Below are 22,556 nucleotides of genomic sequence, written 5' to 3'. Positions count from 1 at the left end.
CTCGAGATGCGCGAAGGCCGTGCGGCCTCAGGCCGATCCGACCTCAACCCGAAACGACAACTGCTCTTCCGCTCCGGGCGCGATGTGCATCAGGCCCGGCTTGTCAGTGAATTCGCCGTCGAAGCCGGCGGGACTGGCATAGCCGCGCCAGGGCTCGATGCAGAGGAACGGCGCGCCCGACGGTTTCGACCAGACGCCAAGCTCGCGAAAGCCGCGCCATGACATTTTCAACCGCGGCCCGGTGGACGCGCCCTGCTCCGCGGCATAGCGGACCGAAGTGCTCGCGATCCGATCGAAGATGATTGCGTCGTCGACGAACAGGGATTCTGACAAGGGCAACACGGAGCCCTGGACCGGGCTCGGCTCCGTTGCCGGACGCAGCAAGCCGCCGTCGAGACGGCGGACCGGAGATGGCTCTGCGTTCGCGAAGCTCAGCGCGTAACTCTCCTTTGCCAGTCCTGGTTGCAGCGGCCAGTTGAAAGCGGGATGGCCGCCGAGCGAGGCCGGCAACATCTCCTTGCCGGTGTTCGCGACCACGAGTGAAAGATCGAGACCGGATTCGTCGAGCGCATAGGTTGCCGTCAGGCGGAACGCAAAGGGGTAGAGCGCGCGCGTCGTCTCGCTGTCTTCGAGCACCAGGATACAGCGACTTTCGCCACGTTCCACCCACGCAAAGCGGCTGTCACGCGCGAAGCCGTGCTGGGTCATCCGGTAGGTCGTGCCCCGGTGCCGCAATTCGTCATTGACGAGACGCCCGACGATCGGAAACAACAGCGGCGCATGGCGCGGCCAGGCCGCCCCCGCCTGCCAAACGAACTCGATGCCGGCATCGCTCGCCAGCGAACACATCTCCGCGCCTTGCGCCTTGATGGTCGCGGCGAGCCCGCCGCAGCGGATTGTGTGCGTGTCGTCGGTCATAGTAGCCTGCTCCGATCATCGCAATTCGCAGGACAATTTCTAAATGTTCGCGGAATGTTGGAGCGACATTCTGCTCAAGAGCGCTGATAGTCGTCTTCAATCCGGATGATGTCGTCTTCCCCGAGATAGCTTCCAGTCTGGACCTCGATCAGCTCCAGCATGATTTTACCGGGGTTCTCCATCCGGTGCACCGCGCCCATCGGGATGTAGATGGACTCGTTCTCGTGCACGCTTTTGACGGTCTCGTTGACGGTGACGCGGGCTGTGCCGCGGACCACGATCCAGTGCTCGGCGCGATGATGGTGCTTCTGCAGCGACAGACGCCCGCCCGGCTTCACCACGATGCGCTTGACCTGGTGGCGCTCGCCGTTGTCGACCGACTGGTAGCTGCCCCAGGGCCGATGCACCTTGAGGTGCTCCTCGGTGACCTTCGGTGCGACCGCCTTGAGTTTTGTGACCAGCCGCTTCAGCCCGTTGGCATCCTTCTGACGCGAGACCAGCACCGCGTCCGCGGTCGCGACCACGATGAGATCGTCAACGCCTTCGAGTGCGACCAGCGCGGCATCGGTGGTGACGTTGCAGTTGCGGCTATCTTCGAACACGGCGGCGCCGTGCGCGGCATTGCCTTGCGCGTCCTTGTCCGACAATTCCCACACCGCGTGCCAGGAGCCGACGTCGGACCAGCCGCAGGACACCGGCACGACCGCGGCGCGCGCGGTCTTCTCCATCACCGCATAGTCGATCGAGATCGCCTTGGCCGCGCCGAACGCCTCGGGCTCCAGCGTCACGAAGCCGAGATCTCGGCCGGCATTGGTCACGGCATTGGAAATCGCCTCCACGCTCGCCGCATCGACCTTGCGGTATTCGTCCAGCAATACGCTGGCCGGAAACATGAAATTGCCGCTGTTCCAGAGATAGCCGGAATTGACATAGTCGGCCGCCTTCACCGCATCCGGCTTCTCGACGAAGCGCGCGACCGCGTGCACCTCACCGGAGATGACCTCGCCCGGGCTGATATAGCCGTATTCGGTCGCCGGCCGCTCCGGCTTGACGCCGAACGTGACGATTCGCCCGGCGCTCGCGGCGGTGAGGCCCTGGCGGCACGCCGCGACGAACGCGGCATTGTCCTGCACCACGTGGTCGGCGGCGAGCGCGAGCACGATCGCCTCACTCGAGCGGTTCTGCGCAAACACCGCGCCGGCTGCGATCGCAGGACCGGAATCGCGCCGCATCGGCTCGAGGATCACGTCAGCCTCGATGCCGATTTCGGCGAGCTGCTCCAGCACCATGAAGCGGTAGGAGGCATTGGTAATGACGATCGGGCGATCGAACAGCGAGGCCTCGGAGACGCGGAGCAGCGTGTCCTGGAAGGTCGAGCGCGTGCCGAACAGCGGCAGGAACTGCTTGGGGCGCACCTCGCGCGAAGCCGGCCACAGCCGCGTTCCGGCACCGCCGCACATGATCAGGGGGATAATTTTTTGAGACACGTGTGAGCTACTCAAGAGAGGGGTTTATACGCGGTGAAAATTTCGGTACCATTCGACAAAGCGGCCCAAGCCATCCGCCAGCGGCGTCGAGGGCGTGAAGCCGACGTCGCGTTGCAGGGCCGAAATGTCGGCGCGCGTCTCGAGGACGTCGCCTGCCTGCATCGGCAAAAGCGTGCGGATCGCGGGCTTGCCGATGATCTTCTCCAGTGTCTCGACGAACTCGATCAAATCGACCGAGCAATTGTTGCCGATGTTATAGACGCGATACGGCGCATAGCTCGACGAGTTTTCCGGCTGCTCGGCGTTCCACGCGGGATTCGGCGTCGCGGGACGATCAAGGGTGCGGATCACGCCCTCGACGATGTCGTCGACATAGGTGAAATCGCGCCACATATTTCCATTATTGAAAAGCTTGATCGGCTCACCCGCAAAGATCGCGCGCGTGAAGAGCCAGGCGGCCATGTCGGGCCGGCCCCATGGACCATAGACAGTGAAGAAGCGAAGTCCGGTCACCGGCAGCTTGTGAACATGTGCGAACGTGTGCGCCATCAGCTCGTTGGCCTTCTTGCTCGCGGCATAGAGGCTGACCGGATGATTGACCGAATGCTCGGTCGAATACGGCAAGGTGCGATTGGCGCCATACACGGAGCTCGACGAGGCGTAGACGAGATGCGCCAGGCCGTGGCGCCGGCCCGCTTCGAGCACGGTGACGAAGCCATCACAATTGGCGCGGATGCTGGTGATGGGATCGTCGATCGATGCGCGCACGCCGGGCTGCGCCGCAAGGTGCACCACGCGGTCGGGCGAGACCTCGTCGAACACACGCGTCACCGCAGCGAAATCCGCAAGATCGATCTCGTGGAATGTGAAAGCCTCATGCTTGAGCGTCTCGAGGCGAGCGCGCTTGAGCGCGGGATCATAGTAAGGGGTCACTGCGTCGATGCCGACAACTCGTTCCCCGCGCGCAAGCAAGCGCTCACAGACATGCATGCCGATGAAGCCGGCAGCGCCGGTAACCACCACGGGGGCCAAAATAAACTCCGTTGTCCGTCCTCATATACCGCATTGCCAGACTGAACCGGTAGAGGCAAGGGTTCAGCATTGGAGAACAGCCCCCTAGCATCGGCAAGCTTAATGCCGGGCGCTTCGGATGTCAGCCTTCCCCAAGTTAACCAGACGGGAGCGCCCTCTGCCTGCCGACGCAACATCAGGCGCGCGTCCATAAAAGGCTCCCGGCTGCCCGGCAAGACTTTCAACAAGTGTTCCCGGGGAGCACCGAACGAACAGCGCGATCACGCGGCCGATGCCGTCATAATTCCGTGCCTTCGGGCTGCTTCTTTCCGTGCTCACATTTGGTTCGAAAGCACACATCGCGACCCACGCGTTGTGGCATCGACAACCCGAACGGCACAAAATTGAAGCTTTTCATCAACGGCCGCTTTCTCTCGCAAAAGCTGACCGGCGTTCAGCGTTATGCCGCCGAACTGGTCAAAGCGATCGATGCCCTGCTTGCGTCCGACCAATCGCCCGCTGCCCTCAGAGGAGCCGAGTGGCAATTGCTCGTGCCGAGCGAGACGTGCGAAGCGATCAATCTCGCCCACATCAAGGTACGCAAGATAGGACGGCTGAGCGGACATGCCTGGGATCAGATTGAACTTGCGCGCGCCGCCGCTGGAGGTCGCCTGATCAGTCTGGCCAATGCCGGACCTGTGTTTCATGGCGATCATATCGTCGTCATCCACGACGCACAGGTCTTCCGCCGGCCCGATTTCTTCAATTGGCGCTATTTGGCCGTCCACCGCACGATGGGCCGCCTGCTTGCACGCCGGGCCACGATCGCGACCGTATCGGCCTTTTCTCGCAATGAACTGGCTGCAATGCTTGGCCTTTCGAAAACGGACATTCCGATATTCCCCAACAGCGCGGAGCATTTCGCGTCCACAACGCCTGATCACGGTATTCTCGAACGATTAGGGCTTCAGCCGGGAAAATATTTTCTCTTTGTCGGCTCCAGAACCAAGAACAAGAATCTCGCCGTTGCAATCGAGGCGGCGCGGCTGCTCGAACGAAAGGACGTTCCCCTCGTCATTGTCGGCGGAGATAACAGCAAGGTATTTCAAGACAATCTGGGCGAGAGCGAATCGGGCCTGCTTCTGGCAGGACGCCTGGCGGATGGCGAGATTGCAGCTCTGTATGCGCACGCTCTGGCGTTTGTTTTTCCCTCTCTATACGAGGGCTTCGGTGTACCGCCACTTGAAGCCATGATCTTCGGCTGTCCGGTCATAGCCTCGACGGCTGACGCGGTGATGGAAACGTGTGGCGAAGCAGCTGCTTATTTTTGCGCCAACGATGCTCAAGGGCTGCAACAGCTTATGCTCGAAAGGTTGGCAATCGGCGCAATATCTGATCAGGAGCGCCGAAAGCAACAAGATCGTCTTGCATTATATTCGTGGCAAGAGTCGGCGCGAACACTATTGAATTTTCTCGCGTCGCGCGCATAGCGACCTCAGCGCTCAGCATCCAACGAGTTCCATGCGCACGTTCGACTTCGACGGACGCGAGCTTCAGCATCGCGGCGCAACAACAACACACCGCTGCCCAAATCTCGCTATGGATTGGATGGATTGTGATCGCATCCGTTGATGCTCAATTAAGGATGCGCCATGTCGATCTTCCCAACTCAATCTTCCGCAAGGCAGGCGGTGAAGGTGCTGCATGTCGCGGAAACCATCCGGGGTGGGATAGCGAGCTACCTGAACGAATTGCATCCGCAGCAGCAAGCGAGCTTCGGCGCGGAGAACGTGCACTATGTTGTGCCATCGGATCATCGCCACGACCTCGTTGGAATCGATGACAGCCAGATCACGACCTTCGACAGATCGGGCCGCAGCATCGCCGGATTATTTCAGATGCTGCGGGCGAGCATGCAGGCGCTCGACGCCTTCAAGCCCGACGTAATGCATCTCCATTCGTCGTTTGCCGGACTCGTTCTCAGGCCCGCGTTGGCGGCTCGTTCCGAAGGTCCTCGCGTCGTCTATTGCCCGCATGGCTGGGCGTTCTCGCGAGAGACCGGCCGCCTGAGCCATCTGGCGGCAAAAGCTGCAGAGACTCTTCTGGCCCGCACGTCGGATCGTATCATCTGCATTTCCGGCGATGAATTCAATGAAGCGGTCCGGGCGGGAATTCCGACCGACCGTCTGACCCTGGTGCACAATGGCATCTCCAAGAGCCGCCCACTGCCGTACGGCGCTGCGACAGATTGGACTTCAAAGAAGGCCAAGGTCCTTTTCATTGGCCGTCTTGATCGACAAAAGGGCTTCGACCTCCTGATCGAGGCCGCACGATCCCTCGAAGATGTCTTGGATGTTCGCATTGTCGGCGCCTCCGTGGTCAACAAGTTCGACGGAGCTGCGGTTCCCGCCAACGTCTCGCTGCTAGGCTGGCTGGATCGTCAGCAGATCGAGGCTCAGCTGGAGGCGGCCGATCTCGTCGTCATCCCGTCACGATGGGAGGCCTTCGGCCTCGTCGCTCTGGAAGCGATGCGCGCGGCCAAGCCCATCCTGGCCTTCCACAGCGGAGCGCTGCCTGAAATCGTCGTTGACGGCGTCACCGGCGTGCTTTGCGAACCTGTTGCGGTTCAACCTCTCATCGACGGCTTCCGACGGATGCTCGATCTGGATCTCAAGGTCCTGGGGCAACGCGGCTACGATCGCTTCAAGCAGTTTTATGACGTCCAGAAGACACACCGCCAATTGCATCAGGTCTATGTCGAACTCCTCGACGACAACAAGAGCGGAGTCGAGCAGAACGTGGCACTGCAATCGGACCTCTCGAAGCCTTTTTGAGGTGAGTTGCGGCAGGCGAGAAATGATGACGGGTATGATCCAGGCGATGGCAGGCCACCGCACCTTGGGTCGCAACAGGCTGCTCTGGATGGCGAGCCTCATCGCGTCTGTTTCTCTGTCTGTCCCGGCATGCGCTCAACAGGCTCAGACGCTTGAAAGCAGATTCCTGTTGGGTATCGGCACCCATCAGGGACTGGGAGGGCCGGTCAGTTCGCGAGGCTACGTGCCCTCCGTGAACGTCAGCCAGATCAAGCAACTGGGCTTTAACGCCTTCCGCGACGATTTTCCCTGGTCTGATTTCGAATTGCCGGGACGTCGGATGGGCTTCACGCCGCGGTTGGGCAGGCTCGACGCGCAGGTTCAGTCCGGCATCGCCCGGCCGCTCCTCATCCTTGCATTTGGTCATCACCTCGTGCCGAACTCGTCGCCTCCGACGACGGACGAAGCCCGGCAGCGGTTCGCGGACTATGCGGCAGCGGCCGCGCGATCGGTCGCGCCGCAGCGCCCGATCTTCGAACTCTGGAACGAGTGGAATCTGGCAGCCAAGAAGGACCCTTCATTCTCAGCCGACAACTACCTGGCCCTCGCGAAGGTAGCACGGCCCGCGGTCAAGCAGGCGGTGCCGAATGCACCTTTCGTCGTCGGCGCGATCGGCGACGATCCCGGTTGGACGTGGACGGAGAAGATGCTGCAAACCGGCATCCTTCAATACGCCGATGGCGCCTCGATTCATCTCTACAATTTCTGCATGGCGCCGGCGAAGCGCAATTCGGCCGAGATTATCGACCGGCTCACGGCGTTCCATCGACTGGTCGGCCAAGCGAGCGGCAATCCCGACTTCCCCATTTACGTGACCGAGACTGGCTGGACCACGGCTGCGAACAAATGTGGTGTCAGCGAGCAGGCTCAGGCCGATAACACGGCACAGCTCATCCTGTGGGCCTCGACAGCGGCGCGCTGGCTCAAGGGGATGTGGATCTATGAGCTCAAAAATAGTGGTCAGAATCCAGCCGAGCTGGAGGACAATTTTGGCCTCTACGGTTTCGACAATTCGCCCAAACCCGTAGCCTGCGCGGCGCGTGGCGCCTGGGCATTCGTCCGTTCCACTCTAACCGCCGAACGAAGAAGCCTTGCCAACGGGGTGATGTCGATCGGAGCATCCTCGACCACCGGCGGCAAAATCGCGGTCTGGTCCGAGGATCCGGATCGACGCTACGAGGTCCGGATCAGAGGCGATCTGCCGGGGGCGACTTTCGCGGCCCCCTGCGATGCAACTGCAAGGCCAGCCTCCGGGATCTGGCTGCCGGTTTCGAGCACGCCGGTCCTGATCGCCGCCAATAATGACGCCATTCCCGCACTGGATATACGGCCGGCACGGTAATCGGATCGGCACAAAGAGGTTGACGCGATGAAGATCCTTTTGACATCCACGCTTTATCCGACCCCGCAGGCACCAAAGATCGTCGGCGGAGCAGAGATCTTCGCGCGGAGATTTGCCGAGGGCCTGGCTCAGCGCGGCGACGAGGTCGAGGTGGTGCGCGCCGCATCCGCACCCGAGCAGGGCCGTGAACTATGCAACGGTATCAACGTCTATTCCGCACCGGTGCAAAACGTCTATGCGCCGTTCACGGAGCAAAAGAACGTCGTGAAACGAAGCATCTGGCATGCGATCGACGATTGGCAGATCCAGGCCCCGATGATCGCGGAGCGCATTCGCGCTTTCAAGCCGGACGTTCTGCATTCCAATAATTTATCGGGCCTGACCACGGCGATCTGGCGGGCAGCCGCCAAGCTCGGAGTTCCGGTCCTGCATACGCTTCATGATTATTATTTGACGTGTCCACGCTGTTCCCGCTTCGACAAGGGCCGCTCCTGCGAACACACCTGTACGAGCTGTGGGATCCTGACGTACCACCGCAAACGGGCGACGCATTGGCTCGATGCCGTGGTCGGCGTCAGCGAGCGCGTCCTCTCCATTCACACCGATATGGGCATGTTTGCCGAGACCCCAATCCGCACCGTCATCCGCAATGCCTCGACCGAGCCGCCGCGCTCACCCTACCCGCGGCCTGTCTGCACGACGGAAGTGACATTCGGCTTCATCGGACGGATCACCGAGGAGAAGGGCATCGACAATCTCATGCGAGCGCTGGCCATGCTGCCGCCCGATCGGATCCGGATGATGATTGCCGGCCGCTTGGGCGATCAGGAACAACAGCGCCTGAGAGCACTGGCGCCGCATGCACGGGTCGAGTTCATGGGATTCGTGTCTCCCGATGAATTCTACAGGCAAGTCGACGTCGTGGTCGCTCCGTCCATCTGGCACGATCCCGGCCCGCTCGTCGTCGCCGATGCTAAGGCGGCGGGCAGACCGCTGCTCGGTACGCACTTTGGCGGCATGCCGGAGGCGATCGAGCATGGCGTAACCGGGTGGTTGACCGAAGCAGATCCACAATCCCTGGCCACGAGCATGCGCGAAATCGCCGCGGACCCGCACAAGATCGACGAGATCAGCCGTCGGCTTATCGCCGACACGAACAAGTGGATCTTTTCCGACGTATTGTCGTCGTACAAGAACCTGTATGAACAACTGCGTCAGCGACGGATGTCGTCCGTGCGCCCGGCAATAGCCGAGGTACCACAAGCGCATGCGGTGGCAAAGAGTAGCTTCATTCCGAGATGACACGTCTCTTCGCGATCGCCGGCTACGTTTACCAAAGCGCAGCAGCGATCATCCTGATCTTTGTGATCAGTCACCTGCTGCCTGCCGCCGACTACACCAATTATTCTCTCGCAATGGCCTCGAGCCAGTTGCTCTGCGTCCTCATGTTCGAGTGGCTGCAGCTCGCGGGGCTGCGCTTTCTGGCGGCCGCCAAGGAGAGCGAGGCTGCTCGACTGAGATCGTCGCTCTTTGCGGCGGCCCTCATGAGCGCCGGCGCGCTCGTTGCCGTCGGGAGCTGCGCCTCCTTGATCAGCGGCCTCACGCCACGGCTGGTCGTCCTCGGCCTGAGCGTGGCCGTGCTTCAGGGCTCGACCGATTTGTACTTCTTGTCGGTACGACTGTCGAACCGGCTGGGAACCGCCTCCTGCCTTCTTGCCTTGCGTGCGACGGCGCTTTTGGGCGGGGCCGTCTCGGGCGGAATGATCTCAGGCACGGCCCAAGCAACGCTGCTCGGCATCGCATTGGGTCACCTGCTTGGGCTCCTTGCCGGTCTCATCGCATATCGCACGCCGCTGGATCGCGTGTCGCTGCGAACAATGCTGGCTGACTGGAAGGACTTCTCGCGTTACGGCATGCTTGCAGCCGGCGCGTCCGTGATCCATTTGTCCGTGCCGGTTCTGCTTCGTATCATCGTCGTCGGGCGACTCGGCGCCACAGGAGCCGGTGCAGGATTTTCCATTGCGCTCGACCTGCTGCAACGTCCCTTCTGGGTCCTCAATGCGGCGATCCACACCGTGAGTTATCCTGAAGTGGTCAATGATTTCGAGCACGGGAGCGCCACGACGTCGAGACAATCGGCGCGGCACATGTTCGAGTTCATGATCTGCACAACCCTCGTCCTGCTGGGCGGGCTTGTCGCCTTCATTCCGGACGCGGCCCGCATCCTGGTCCCGCGGGAGAGCGTCGAGGGCTTCCTGGCGACAGGGCCGGCGGTCGCTGCTTTCTACTTCCTCCATACCCACCTGCAGGCGACGATCGCGGTCGTTCCCCACCTGGAAAAGCTCGCAACCAGGCTCGTCCTCGTCGCTGCCGGGCAGCTTGCAATGGTTGCGGCGTTCTCCCTGGTTGCCGTCTGGGCCGGCCTGTCACCCCAAGCGGCAGTCACCTGCGCCTCGATCGCCACGCTCGCAGCGATCTTGGCCGGGCTTGGCCCTACCCTCAGGTTCGATGCGTTCCCGCGCTGGCCCTTGGTGCTTCAGGCGCTCGCAGCCGCCATTCTGATCGGATCGCTCAGTCATGCGCCGAGCGAACCGGCGGCGTGGCTTGCTGGAAAGATCGTCATCGCCGCAATCGCCACGGCTGCGGTCGGCTGGCGCGGAAACTTTCTCCTCCTGGCCCGCCCGAGCTGATCTGTCGACCGGTCTCTTCCAAACCTTCTTTGGAGCTAGATGCGCCCTTGACGCTCTGCCCGCGTCCACGAAGTTCCTACCGTGGAACTCTCTACTTCGCTTCAAAATGCGGCGAAGTGACTGACAACCAGTACGAGAATATTGAGTGATTTGCTCGTGCCGGCAAAATTCGACCAGCGCATCGGGTCGGCCTGACAGTTTCACCGCTCCGCGCCCCAAGTCACATGCATCATTGAAGCGCGACATGCGCATAGATTCAGCAGTGAAACCTTGCGAATTCTTGGAAGCGCCATGTTGAGGTCATGCTGCGTCGGCACGACATCGTTATTGTCTTGAATCAGAGTCGAGCTGTTCCCTGCGAGGAACTGCTGATCGCTCTCGATTTGTAGCTCCGATTTTTATCTGAAATTCACACTCGATCGAGAAGGTTGAACGCAAATCCCTGCGAGCAATTTCGTTCGCGTAGAAATTCGAGTGTGAAATGTCGTCAGATCAAACCGTCCTCTCCGCAAGCGGCTTCATCAACTCCATCGGCGTCAACACGCATGCCGGCTTCGGGTGGACCGACTACAATAACCTCGCGTTGATGGTCGATGACCTGAAGTATCTCGGTGTCACCCATCTCCGCGACGCAATGGGAACCAGCCCCGCCGCACAACCGGTCGTTGAGGGGCTGGCGGCTGCCGGCTACAAGTTCGACTTCCTGGTATCCTCCGCCCTGCCCCAGCTGGGTGCGGCCGGCCTTCAGAAGTATATCGTGTCGCTCGAGAAGTTCGTGGCGAGCCATCCGGGCAGCATCAGCGCCATCGAGGGGCTCAACGAGGCCAATCACCAGCCCTTCAGCTACAATGGCAGTTCGAGCCTTGGCGCCGCGGCCCAGTTCCAAAGCGCGCTCTATCAGGCGGTCAAGGCAGACGGCACGCTTTCCAGCATTCCCGTCTTCAATCTGTCGCTCGCCTACAACGATCCCCAGGGCTACAGCCAGCTCGGCAACATGTCGGGCTCGGCCGATTTCGCCAATGCGCATGCCTATGTCAGCACCAGCTTAACGACCAGCAGCTCACTTGCTGCCACCTTGAGCGCCGTCTCGACCGCGGCGCCGGGAAAGCCCGTCGTGATTACGGAGACCGGCTACACCACCCAGGCCAACACCCAATATCTCGGAGTCGACGAGACGGTGCAAGCCAAGTCGGTCTTGAACACCCTGGTCGATGCCTACAAGGCTGGCGTGAGTGCGACCTATCTCTACGAGATGTTCGACCGCGACTCGTCCGCCAGCAACACCAATCCCGAAGCCAACTTCGGCTTGTTCAACTCCGACGGAACGCCAAAGCTCGCCGCGACGGCAATTCACAACCTGACGAGCATTCTGGCCGATGACGGCAAGGGCGGCCTGCAGCCGACTAATCCATTGAACTACACGCTGAGCAACATGCCGGCCTTGGGCAACAGCATGGTGCTGGGCAAGAGCAATGGCGCCTACGAGCTTGTCGTTTGGGCGGAGCCGAAGCTCTGGAATGATGCGGCCGATGCCGAGATCTCCAATCCGGCCCAGACGGTCACGGTGAAACTTGGCGGCATGCATCATTCGGTCAAGGTGTACGACACGCTGACGGGAACTACCGCGATCGCGAGCTACACCGACGTCAGCACGATTACGATTCCGGTCAGCGATCACCCGCTGATCATCGAGATCGACGCGCCCGCGACCACCCCGATTCCGCCTGACACCCGAACCAGTGTCAGCGGTACGGCTGCCGAGATCGTGCCGCAACTGTCCGACCTGAGCACGTCGACGGCGCTTCAAACCATCACGCTAACCGACTCGCATGTCCTGCCCGTCGCTTCGAAAGCGACGATGGACTATATGATCGCGCATTACGGCAGCGCACTGTCCAAGATCCAGGGCGGCCATTCCTTCTCCGTCACGAACTCGGCCGCGACCTGGAGCAGCACGAAAACCTATGACGCCAGCGGCAACCTCCTGTCGAAAGCGGACACCGGCCTGAACGCAAGCGGACTGCCTATTTCGACCACGATCGGCTACACCGACGGGTCCAAAGACGCGATCGGCTACACCGGTGGCATAAAGACCACCTCCGTCCATTTCGCTACCGACGGCACCAAGACCACCGATACATACAACACCACCGGCACGCTTCTCAGCGAGGTCGTGCAAAAGTCAGACGGCTATTATTCGACGACCATCTACACCAACGGCGTGAAGACCACGGTCTATGTCAAGAACGCCGACCACACCCAGGACAACTATACCTACAACATCAAGGGGCAGAGCTACACGAGCCAGGTCCAGCACCTCGATTCGACCGGCAAGGTCACGTCTGTGGTCCGCAGCCATGCCGACGGCTCGCTCGATTCGACACAGGTCTACAACGGCGATGGCAGCAGCGTGATCACCACCTATAGCGCCACGGGGGTCAAGCTGGTCGAGACCGACTACCATGCCGATCGCAGCAAGGACGTCTGGACCTACAACATCAAGGGCCAGAACTATGCGACCGAGCACGACGTTTACGATACGACCGGCTTTCTCACGACCCTGACGCGCCTCCACACCGATGGCAGCCTGGCGTTCAAGCTGACGCAAACGACCGACGGCACCAAGACGACCGATTGGTACAATGCCGCCGGCGGCCTCACCAGCGAAGTCGTGCAAAAGGCCAACGGTTTCAGTTCGACGACGCTCTACAGCAACGGCGTCAAGACCAACGCCTATGTCAAGAATGCCGACGGCAGTCAGGACAATTACGCCTATGGCATCACCGGCCAGAGCTACAGCACGCTGATCCAGCACGTCGATCCCTCCGGCAAGGTCACGGCCGTGACCCGCAAGCATGCCGACGGCACGCTCGACTATACGCAAATCATCAACAACGACGGCAGCAGCGTCGTCACCAACTACAACGCAGCCGGAACGAGGACGAAGGAAACCGACTACAACGCCGATGGCAGCAAGGATATCTGGCTTCTCAACATAACCGGCCAGACCTACACGACCGAGCACGACATCTACGATGCGGCGGGCTTCCTCACCTCGCTGGTTCGCACGCACGCCGATGGCAGCCTGGCTTTCAAACTGCAGCAGGGCAGCGACGGCACCAAGGTCTCGGACTGGTACGACGCCAGCGGCATCCTCACCAGTGAGGTCCTGGAGAAGACGAGCGGCTACAGCGCAACGACGATCTACACCAACGGCGTCAAGACCGCGGCCTACATCACCAATGCGGACCAGAGCCACGACAATTACAGCTACAATATAACAGGTCAGAGCTATACCACGCAGTACCAGCACCTCGACCCCTCCGGTGTCACGACCGAAGTGGTCCGCACGCATGCCGACGGGTCGCTCGACTACAGCCAAGTCGTCAATAGCGACGGCAGCAGCGTGGTGAGCAACTACAATGCCTCCGGCGTCAAGATGACGGAGACCGATTACCACGCCAACGGTTCGAAGGACGTCTTCCAGTTCAATATCGTGGGCCAGACCTACACGACCGAGCACGACAGCTACGATCCGACCGGCTTCCTCACTAACATCGTGCGCACCCACGCCGATAGCAACCTCGCCTTCACGCTTGTCCAGAGCTCAGACGGGACCAAAACCTCGGACTGGTACGACGCCAAGGGCGTTCTGACCAGCGAGGTGACGACGAAGATCGACGGCTATAGCTCCACGACCGCCTACACCAACGGCGTCAAGACTGCCGCGTACATTACCAACGCCGATGGCACGTCGGACAATTGGAGCTACAACATCAAGGGGCAGTCCTACACCACGCAGCATCAGCACCTCGATGCCTCCGGGCATATCGTTGAGCTTACCCGGACCCACGCCGATGGCACGCTGGACTATACCCAGGTCATCAACAACGACGGCAGCAAGCTGACCGGCATCTACGACGGCTCCGGTTCCAAGACCCAGGAGATCGCCAACAACGCCGACGGTTCGAAGGACGTGTTCCTGTTCAACTTCAACGGACAGGCCGGCACGACGCAGCACGAAAACTACAATTCAGCCAATGCACTCCAGTTCTTCGACGACACCAAAACCGACGGCACACACAACGTCACGGCGGTTGCGAGCGGCGTGACGATCCAGGGCGGGGCCGGCAACGACCTGTTCTCGGCGGCGCCGAGCTCGACCACAATCGTCTACGATCACGGCCAAGACCAGATCGTCAACTTCCAGGCCGGCGACGCCGCCACTCACGACGTGATCCAGATCTCGAAGCTCCTCGCCGCGGACTACGGCCATCTGCAAATCACGCAGTCGGGCGCGAACGCCCTGGTCACGCTTTCGGCCAGCGACTCGATCCTCCTGAAGAACGTCAACGTCGCCAGCCTGACGAGCCACGATTTCCTGTTCGTCTGACCACGGCGAATTGTCCGCAGGATCGCATCAATATCTCAGGCGCCGGGACCAGCTCAGGCAAGTCCCGGCGCCGTTCAATAATTAGGCGGTTGCCTTGTCGCGAGGCAGGAGCTGCATAACGGCTATTCGCCTGCCGTCGAACGCCGGCCCAGCGAACTTGCGTCACAATTGACCGCTAAGCAGACGGTAGCGTCAGGCAAGGAATTCGACACGCGATGGAAGCCAATGAAGCAAGACGGTTCGTCGTTCTCGACTTCTATCGTTTCGTTGCCGCTCTCGGCGTTTTCATTTTCCATCTGAAGACCATCGACAGCGGTATCGCGCCGATCTGGAACGGATCTTATGGCCTTTTCGTGGACATGTTCTTCATCTTGTCCGGGTTCGTGATCTCCTATTCCTATCCGTCTGACGCGCGTGGTCTCAAGGCATATTCCCGGTTCATGATCCGCCGCATTGCGCGGATCTATCCGCTGCATTTTCTGACTTTACTCGTGTTCGTATTGCTGATCGGGTTCGGTCTGGACCGATCGGCGAGGTCGACGCCGCTGGACTTCCTGTACAACCTCGTGCTGCTTCAGGCCTGGGGCGTTACCGATCATTTGAGCTTCAACTCTCCGTCCTGGTCGATCAGCGCGGAATTCTTCTGCTATCTGATCTTTCCCCTGCTTATGCTGCTTGCACGCAAGGTCCATCCGCTGGTGCTGGCCGCCATCGTCGCTGCGCTCTATCTGGTCCTGGCCCACGGCCATTTGCCGATCTGGCAAGAACGATCGCAGATGTATGGAGCCAATTATGACTACGGGATGCTCCGTGCGCTGCCGAGCTTCTTGAATGGAATCCTGCTCGCCATATTGTTCAGGTTGTCGCACCCGTATCGGCACAAGCCGGTCGTCTTCGCCGGCATCGCCCTGTTCGGGATCTCCGTGCTTGTCCTGAACATCTTCGCCAAGCCGGATCTGGCCATCATTCTGTTCTCCTGCGCGATCCTGCTCACCGCCGTCGGGGAGAGCGCTTTCGTGCAAATTCCGGGCAGCCGCCTCCTCGGGCGGCTCGGCAACACTTCATATTCGATCTACATGCTGCACGACGCCGTCCTCATCGCCGTATTCAAGCCGTTGTGGGCGTCGCTTGGTCTGCGTCCGGATCAATTTGGCCTCTTTGCTCTCGCGTGCTGCGCGATCCTGACCATCATCGCCGATCGCACCTATGCCTATTTCGAGAACCCGGCGCGGCGGCTGATCAATCGTGGGGCCGACATCGGATTTGGATCGCCGCGCAAAGTGCAATCGTCCGCCAAGACGCCTGCCACCAACAAGACGTCTGGCACCAAGACGTCCGTGCGTTTCGACGAGACGGAGCAGGCCGCCAACTGACGTCCGCCCGCTTCCCTCAGGCGACCTTACCGTCGGACACCGCGTCAACCGACATCAAACCATCGCCCCGCAGCGGAGCGATGTTGGCGCGCGACAGCTCCATGACTGCCGGCAGCATATTGCGGACCTGCGCGCCAGCCGTCTTGTAGGCGCCGAGGAACCTCAGCAGAAACTTCTCGAGATTGTCTCCCGCGAGCAGTTGCTCAGGTGAGAGAAGAAGCGATTCGCTCACACCGAAATGAGCGAACAGGCCCTGGAACTTGTCCTGGTATGTGATCGCCGCAACCGGCGTTCCCTGTCCGAGAGCCGCAATCGCAAGATGCATGCGGCCGGTGACGACGCCGTCCACCAGACCGACGACTGCCTTGATCTCGCTCGCTGACAGCACGTGCTCGACATGATGAACATGGTTGCCCAGCGCTGCGCTCAGGCGACCGGCCAGCGGTCGAAGGCAATTGTCGTCGGCGATCTCCGGACGATAGTCGTGCGCGAGCAACATCCAGCTCGCGTTATGCTCTCGAGACATGCGCTCGATTGCGCTCGCCGCGAGTTCGATCATTCGCCGTAGCTTGGCCGGCTCGGATTTCCTGAACAACATCGGGTGGATATTGAAGACAAAGACGTCGCGTCCCTGCCTGCGCTGCTCCGCAATCGCGGCCGCAATCTGCTTCACAGCCGCGGTCTCCGCCTGTGGCACCAGCATGAATGCGGAATCAGCGACGAGGTACGCACGATTCGGGGCGAACTCTTTGAAGCGCTGAAGAGATAGTGCATCGCGCAAATTCAAGACCACGCCGGGATCGAGCAGCCGAAACACCTCGCGCAATGCCTTGGCCGGACGGGAGTTGAAGCTGAATCCGAGCACGCTGACCTTGGCGCCGCACGCTGCCATGAGATCGGCGACGAGCAGCATGCGAGCGGCGTCCACGGGGGAATAGTAGCCGTCCAGCACGTCTGCCCCCAGAACCATTCCGAAATCCGGCCTGGTGAGAGAAAGCTCCTGCGCCACCGTCATATAGGAAAACGGCTGCCTCCAAAATTCGAGCGGCTTGAACCCCATTGCGCGCACTTCCGCGCTTGCCGCTTTGGTGGCGGTGACAATGTAGACCTCGATGTTCGGATGGGCCTGCTTCATCTCGCCGACGGCCGCCTCGATCATGGCCTCATCGCCGCGCGACTGATGAATGCTCCAGGGGTCGGACGGGAGCAGGACGAGCCGGCGCGGGTTGTTGCGCGGCGCGGCACTGCCGCCGATAGCCTTCCTGGCGATCTGCCACCTGCGCAACTCGAGCAGATCGACCGCAAAGGGCGTGTTCTTCGCGCTGTTGAGCCAGCCTCGGAGATGCTTGCGAACGGGTACCGGAATCAATTGCTTCACGACGTCTTCCTCGTCTTCATCAAGCGGTCGCACCACGCTTCACGACGAAAGCGATCAGGGAGAACAGCTGCTTTCGCCAGAACAGCAAGATGCTCATCAGATAGGTCGCCCCGAAACATGACGAGAGCAGTCCTATCCGCAAATAGGGATTCATGTCCGGGGTCGCTTCGCGGCATAGCGCAACTGCGCCATAAGCCAGAAGGATGGCGCAAAGACAGCCTGCGACGGGCCGCAGAAACTGGTTCCAGCTCAGGCCCAGCAGCCTGAGCGCCAGCGCGAACGTCACGGGCGTCACCACGAGCTGCGCGACAGCGAAGATGGTGGCCAGCTGACCAATGTCGTGCGACGGCAGCAGGAACATTGCGGGTACCACCGTGGCGAATTTGAGAATGTTCAGCAGGAAGACGTAGTTGGGCTTGCCCATGGCGCCAAAATAGGCGCTGTTCACGAACTGCACCGTCTGAATCGCGCCGATGAGCATCAGCGGCCTCATCACGGCTTCGCTGCCGGCCCATTTTGAGCCGAACAGCAGCAGGGAGAACTCCGGCGCGATCGCCGCCAGGAGCACAAAGACCGGAGAGCCAATCAATGCTCCGAGGCTCACGCTTCGCAGATAGGCGTCGGCAATACGGTGACGCTCATGCGCGATCTTGGACAGTGCGCTCAGCGCGACGTCCATGACCGCCTGTGTCAGCAACTGCATCAGGATAATGTAGACCCGCGCGCCCACCGTGTAGATGCCCAAGGCCGCGACGCCATAAAGCGACAGGATGATCATGTCGATCGTACGCACGATGGCGAAGTCCAGCAGCCTGTTCGACACGACGTGGATGCTGTAGCCGGAGAGTTCGCGCAAGCTCTTCAGATCGTAGCCGCGCATCGGGAGCCATCTGGGCTGGCTCCAGAGCCACAGGCCGCTGACCGCGCTCTGAACGACCACCTGGATCACGAGACTGAGGGCACCGAACCCGGCATAGGCACAGGCGATCCCGACCACTCCGGAGATCGCGGTCGCCACCATGGTCCTGAGCGCAAGCACACGAAAATCCATCTGGCGCTTGTAGAGCGCCTCCTGGAACAGCGTGGCGGTACCGATCGGAAGCGAGAGGCTCGCAGCCGTCAAGAGCGGCGCAAGTCCCTTCACGTCGAGCCAACGCTCGATATCGGTCGCCAGCAGGGCGATGAGAACGGCAAGGAGGACCGATGCCGCCAGTGAGCAGAAAAATGGCAGTGTCACGTCCGCAGGCTCGAGCGTGCGTCGCTGGATCAACGCGTCACCGAACCCGAATTCGGAAATGGAGCTCAGGAGCAGCAGGATGAAGCCAACCAGCGCGGCAAGACCGAAATCCGCAGGATTGAGCAGCCGCGCCAATATCAAGAACAGAACAAATGACAGCGCACGGCCGCCCCAGTTCTGCGCCAGCGACCACAACAACGCGACCACGACCTGATGTTGTTTGCCCGGAGTGACGTTCATCAAAAAATCGACCCAATTCCGACAGATCCAATCACAATCGCCCGCTAGACAAACAGGGAATCGATGACCGCGCGTGACGTCGCCCTTTTCCACTCCGTCCCGATGGCGGCAGCAATCGCGCAGCAGTACGACGACGTTATGGCAATCAGATGAGCACCATCTATCATCCGATTTAGCGTGGAAGTGAGTTCAAATCGTGGACTACACTCCAACCGGCTCAGCGATGTGATGCAAAATGGATGCCTTGATGAATTCGCCTACCACCGCCTTCAATCGCAACTCCAGGCGCTTGCGCGTGGCGATCTACGCGCCGCATTTTGCAGAATATTCCTACCGGCTCGCGTCGGGCTTGGCGCGCCATTGCGATGTTCGCCTCGTCCTCAACCGCAAGGATGCGAACCAGCAGTGGGAACTGGCCGATATCGCGGTGACGACACCCTTCAACACAAGGATCCGCGATTTGAGCCTGCGCCGCGCCGGCGCCATCGGCATTCCAGCTTCATTCATGGACATAATTTCGTTTCGTCCAGACGTGGTTCATTGTCACGAAGTTCCGGAAGTCTACACATCCAAGCTGATCCAGTTCCTGCGTCCGCTTGGAATCCCGCTGGTGCTGACCGTTCACGACGCAATTCCTCATTCGGAAGGCGGCTCGGGCACCTCTCCGCGCGAGGACGGCTGGCGCGCGCGCATGCGCGCGGCAGCGTCAGTCGTCACGACGCACGGCGAGAGCTGCATTGCAGATTTCCGCCATGCGACGCCGGACTTTAATGGAGAAATCGTCTCCAGCATGCACGGCGTGCTCATGGTGCCCCCGACGCGCGCCGCGGCCATCGAACCCGAATCTGCACGAATCCTGTTTTTTGGGCGGATGTGGGCTTACAAGGGGTTGGACATCTTCATCGATGCGATCGACCTGCTGGACCGGCGCGGCGTGGCGCACGAAGCGATCGTCGCGGGCCGCGGTCCCGAGATGACGCGGCTCGGCGCGCGCATGGAGGCCATGCCGACGGTCAAAACGATCGATGCCTATATCTCGCCCGAAGATACGGGACAATTATTTCAGTCTGCGACCGTGGTCGCCCTGCCCTATAAGGATGCGACGCAGAGCGGCGTGCTGGCGTCTGCTTACGGGAATTCCCGTCCCGTCGTCGCCAGCGCCACCGGTGGCATTCCTGACGTCGTGACAGACGGCGTGAACGGGCTTCTGGTCCCGCCTGGTAATGCTGCCGCCTTGGCCGATGCGCTCGAACGCGTCCTGACCTCGAAATCGCTTACCGCGACATTGACCGACGGTGCACGGCAGACAGCGGCGGGCCAGTTGAACTGGGATCGCATCGCCGATGGCCTGTTGCCATCCTACCGCAAGCTTGCCGGCCGTACCGTGAGCTGATCGTGACTTATATTGCGATCTTCTAGGCGGACTGTTCCATCTTGCTCAATGACCGAAAGAACATGCCGCGGACCGCGCCATCCAACAATCGTCTCAGCCTCACCTCGATCAGCTCGTAGGTGATCGCGCTTGCAACCAGCGACATCAACGATCCCAGCAGGATGAATGCTGCCCACAGCAGCCAGCGGTCGACACCGACAGCGACGAGCTTGAGCCCGATCACCTGTAACGGAAACAGGACGAACGGGTGCACGAGATAAAGGCTGTAACTTATCTTGCCGACATACTGCAGGGCCGGCGTGCTGAGCGCCCTGGCGAGACCGGAGTCCGGGGCCAGCACCATGGCGAACAGCAAAAGGCCCGGAATAAGACCTACGAACGGGTGAAACAGCACCAGGCTCGCGTACATGGCGACCCCGCACGTCAGGCCCGCCATCAAGCCAAGAGGTCCCGGAATGGAGATGCGCCAACCCGTGGCGCTGAGAAGCATGCCAATGCAGAAGAACGCCGTGATCGGCCAATGCAGGAGACAGGCCACGCCCAGCAAGATCAGGGGCGCCGCCAGCATTCTCCCTCCGATGCGCCACACCGAGAATGTCAGCCCGAACCAGATGTAGAACGCCCATTCGTAAGTCAAGGTCCAGGCATTCTGCTGAGCGATGGGCAAGCCGAGAGCGTCCTGCACGAAGAACAGATTGGCCGTGAAGATCGCGAGATAACCGGTCAGATCGATCCCGCGGAAGAATTTGTAGCCCACGATCGGGCCAATCACGAACAGCGCGAGATGCAGCACGACGAACACCGGCATGATGCGCAGGACACGGTCGAAGAAGAACCTTGGCAGCGAGCCGTGCCGCACCAGACTGGCCGGGATCAGGAAGCCGCTGATCATGAAAAACAGCTCGACACCGTGGCCGCCGACATTGATCACCGATTGCAACCAGAGCCAGAGCGGCGGCAGGAAGCCCGGATCCGGAATGTCGTACACGCCTCCCTTTGGCATGTCGTAGAAATGATCCATCAGCACGCTCAGCGCCGCAATGCCACGAAGTCCCTGGACGGAGGGAACGAAAGATCCGTCGTATCCGGCATTCGGCTGGCGCGTTTTTTCGATCACTCAGCTGCCCCTTGCGCGCTGAGCGCCGGCTCGAGAACGACCGCCCTCCTGCGCTTCGACCGGAACCTCTGGCCGAACGAGATGCTGGGCTTCTCGACGAACGCATATGTCGACCAGCTGACCAGAATTGACAATGCTGCGACCAGCGCGGCGAAAGCGGCCCATCCCAGCGGTCCATCACCGAGCCAGACGAGGCGATGGATCCAGACGATCACGAACGGCGACATCAAATAGACGGAATAGCTGATGGTTCCCACGAACGCCATCGAGCGCCAGGCCATCCTCTCACCGAACGCCGCAAACGCGATGAAGACGAGCGCTGCGCAGACATAAGCCGACCCGATCGAATAGCTGTAGAAGAAGTTCTCCTGATAGACGCCGCCGAACCGCCTCTCCGCCAGCGTGATGGCGAAGATCGCATAGAACACCGTACAAACGGCGACGTGCGGCCATCGCAGCTTTCCGCCGATGACGGTGTCGCGGATGACCTTGCCCAGGAACATCGCCGAAAGGTTCAGCCCAACCTCCATCAGCGACGACACCGTCCTGCTTTCGATCAGAAGTGCTGCGGCGGTCCCGACCAGCGCCGCAGCAATGACAATCGCAACTGCAGTAAAGCGCCGGTTCAGCAATCCCATCGCGAAAAGAATGGTGCATCCGACATAGAACAGGAGCTCGATCGCCAACGTCCAGTAGAAGATCCAGAGGTTCGGGATGTTCACGAAAGTCTGCAGCATCGTCACGTTCGCGATGACCTGCGACAACGGGTAGGCATTGGCCTCCAGCACCTGCATCGTGACGAGCCCGATCACCATCGACGTCCAGTACGCCGGGTAGAGCCGAAAGAAGCGGCTGATCGTGAAATCGCGCACAGGAGTAGCACTGTCCGGAAAACTGAACGGGATGACGAATCCGCTGACGAAGAAGAACAGCACGACTCCGAACCGGCCGAAGTTCATGTAGTAGCCGATCGCATCGTGGAAGACCCAGTAATACGCGCCGGTGGGGTGCTTCTGGACGATCACCTCGAACACGTGCTGGAACAGCACCGCCAACACGGCAATGCCGCGCAGCGTATCGATGAATGCAAGCCGTCTATGCATC

General features: G+C 60.7%; 15 protein-coding genes. 8 read left to right on the top strand and 7 right to left on the bottom strand.

Annotated elements, in window-relative coordinates; all coding sequences use genetic code 11:
* Positions 1–27: 27 nt before the first annotated feature.
* The 3 genes from IVB32_RS12615 to IVB32_RS12605 all read right to left on the bottom strand — a co-directional run bounded on the left by IVB32_RS12615 (position 28) and on the right by IVB32_RS12605 (position 3,437).
* On the bottom strand, positions 28–918 hold the full coding sequence (locus IVB32_RS12615) for an aldose 1-epimerase family protein (RefSeq protein WP_247371212.1): 891 nt from the start codon (positions 916–918) through the stop codon (positions 28–30).
* A 74-nt stretch (positions 919–992) separates the two neighbouring features.
* Positions 993–2,405, bottom strand: a complete 1,413-nt coding sequence (locus IVB32_RS12610; RefSeq protein WP_247390430.1) for a mannose-1-phosphate guanylyltransferase/mannose-6-phosphate isomerase — start codon at positions 2,403–2,405, stop codon at positions 993–995.
* A 24-nt stretch (positions 2,406–2,429) separates the two neighbouring features.
* On the bottom strand, positions 2,430–3,437 hold the full coding sequence (locus tag IVB32_RS12605; protein ID WP_247371293.1) for an NAD-dependent epimerase: 1,008 nt from the start codon (positions 3,435–3,437) through the stop codon (positions 2,430–2,432).
* A gap of 383 nt (positions 3,438–3,820) precedes the next feature.
* On the opposite strand from IVB32_RS12605, the gene IVB32_RS12600 reads away from it, so the two are divergent.
* The 7 genes from IVB32_RS12600 to IVB32_RS12570 all read left to right on the top strand — a co-directional run bounded on the left by IVB32_RS12600 (position 3,821) and on the right by IVB32_RS12570 (position 16,087).
* Complete coding sequence (locus IVB32_RS12600) at positions 3,821–4,906, top strand: glycosyltransferase family 1 protein (RefSeq protein WP_247371296.1); 1,086 nt, start codon at positions 3,821–3,823, stop codon at positions 4,904–4,906.
* Between the two features lie 162 nt (positions 4,907–5,068).
* Complete coding sequence (locus tag IVB32_RS12595; protein WP_210350951.1) at positions 5,069–6,250, top strand: glycosyltransferase; 1,182 nt, start codon at positions 5,069–5,071, stop codon at positions 6,248–6,250.
* Between the two features lie 34 nt (positions 6,251–6,284).
* Positions 6,285–7,631, top strand: coding sequence for a glycoside hydrolase family 5 protein (locus tag IVB32_RS12590; protein WP_231188823.1), 1,347 nt, complete (start codon positions 6,285–6,287; stop codon positions 7,629–7,631).
* 27 nt (positions 7,632–7,658) lie between these two features.
* Positions 7,659–8,933 (top strand): glycosyltransferase family 4 protein, encoded by a 1,275-nt coding sequence (locus IVB32_RS12585; RefSeq protein WP_247371299.1) that lies wholly within the window; start codon positions 7,659–7,661, stop codon positions 8,931–8,933.
* Positions 8,930–10,321: a hypothetical protein gene (locus tag IVB32_RS12580; protein ID WP_247371302.1), complete on the top strand. Its 1,392-nt coding sequence runs from the start codon at positions 8,930–8,932 to the stop codon at positions 10,319–10,321. The genes IVB32_RS12585 and IVB32_RS12580 overlap by 4 nt, the downstream gene beginning before the upstream one ends.
* Before the next feature lie 481 nt (positions 10,322–10,802).
* Positions 10,803–14,714, top strand: a complete 3,912-nt coding sequence (locus tag IVB32_RS12575; protein WP_247371305.1) for an RHS repeat protein — start codon at positions 10,803–10,805, stop codon at positions 14,712–14,714.
* A gap of 215 nt (positions 14,715–14,929) precedes the next feature.
* On the top strand, positions 14,930–16,087 hold the full coding sequence (locus IVB32_RS12570; protein WP_247299642.1) for an acyltransferase: 1,158 nt from the start codon (positions 14,930–14,932) through the stop codon (positions 16,085–16,087).
* Between the two features lie 16 nt (positions 16,088–16,103).
* Here the strand turns inward: IVB32_RS12570 and IVB32_RS12565 are convergent, their stop codons facing one another.
* Positions 16,104–17,465 carry a polysaccharide pyruvyl transferase family protein gene (locus tag IVB32_RS12565; protein WP_247371311.1) on the bottom strand — a complete coding sequence of 454 codons (1,362 nt, stop codon included), beginning with the start codon at positions 17,463–17,465 and terminating at the stop codon, positions 16,104–16,106.
* A gap of 19 nt (positions 17,466–17,484) precedes the next feature.
* On the bottom strand, positions 17,485–18,942 hold the full coding sequence (locus IVB32_RS12560) for a lipopolysaccharide biosynthesis protein (RefSeq protein WP_018458851.1): 1,458 nt from the start codon (positions 18,940–18,942) through the stop codon (positions 17,485–17,487).
* 247 nt (positions 18,943–19,189) lie between these two features.
* Between IVB32_RS12560 and IVB32_RS12555 the strand changes: the two genes are divergently transcribed.
* Positions 19,190–20,335, top strand: a complete 1,146-nt coding sequence (locus IVB32_RS12555) for a glycosyltransferase family 4 protein (protein WP_247371314.1) — start codon at positions 19,190–19,192, stop codon at positions 20,333–20,335.
* Positions 20,336–20,357: 22 nt separating this feature from the next.
* Here the strand turns inward: IVB32_RS12555 and IVB32_RS12550 are convergent, their stop codons facing one another.
* Both IVB32_RS12550 and IVB32_RS12545 read right to left on the bottom strand, forming a co-directional pair.
* Positions 20,358–21,452 carry an acyltransferase gene (locus IVB32_RS12550; RefSeq protein WP_247371316.1) on the bottom strand — a complete coding sequence of 365 codons (1,095 nt, stop codon included), beginning with the start codon at positions 21,450–21,452 and terminating at the stop codon, positions 20,358–20,360.
* Positions 21,449–22,555, bottom strand: a complete 1,107-nt coding sequence (locus IVB32_RS12545) for an acyltransferase (RefSeq protein WP_018458855.1) — start codon at positions 22,553–22,555, stop codon at positions 21,449–21,451. The genes IVB32_RS12550 and IVB32_RS12545 overlap by 4 nt, the downstream gene beginning before the upstream one ends.
* Between the last annotated feature and the right edge of the window lies 1 nt (position 22,556).

The organism is Bradyrhizobium sp. 23 (genome assembly GCF_023073295.1).
Lineage (GTDB): Bacteria > Pseudomonadota > Alphaproteobacteria > Rhizobiales > Xanthobacteraceae > Bradyrhizobium > Bradyrhizobium canariense_D.
This window is presented reverse-complemented; position numbering and strand designations above follow the sequence as displayed.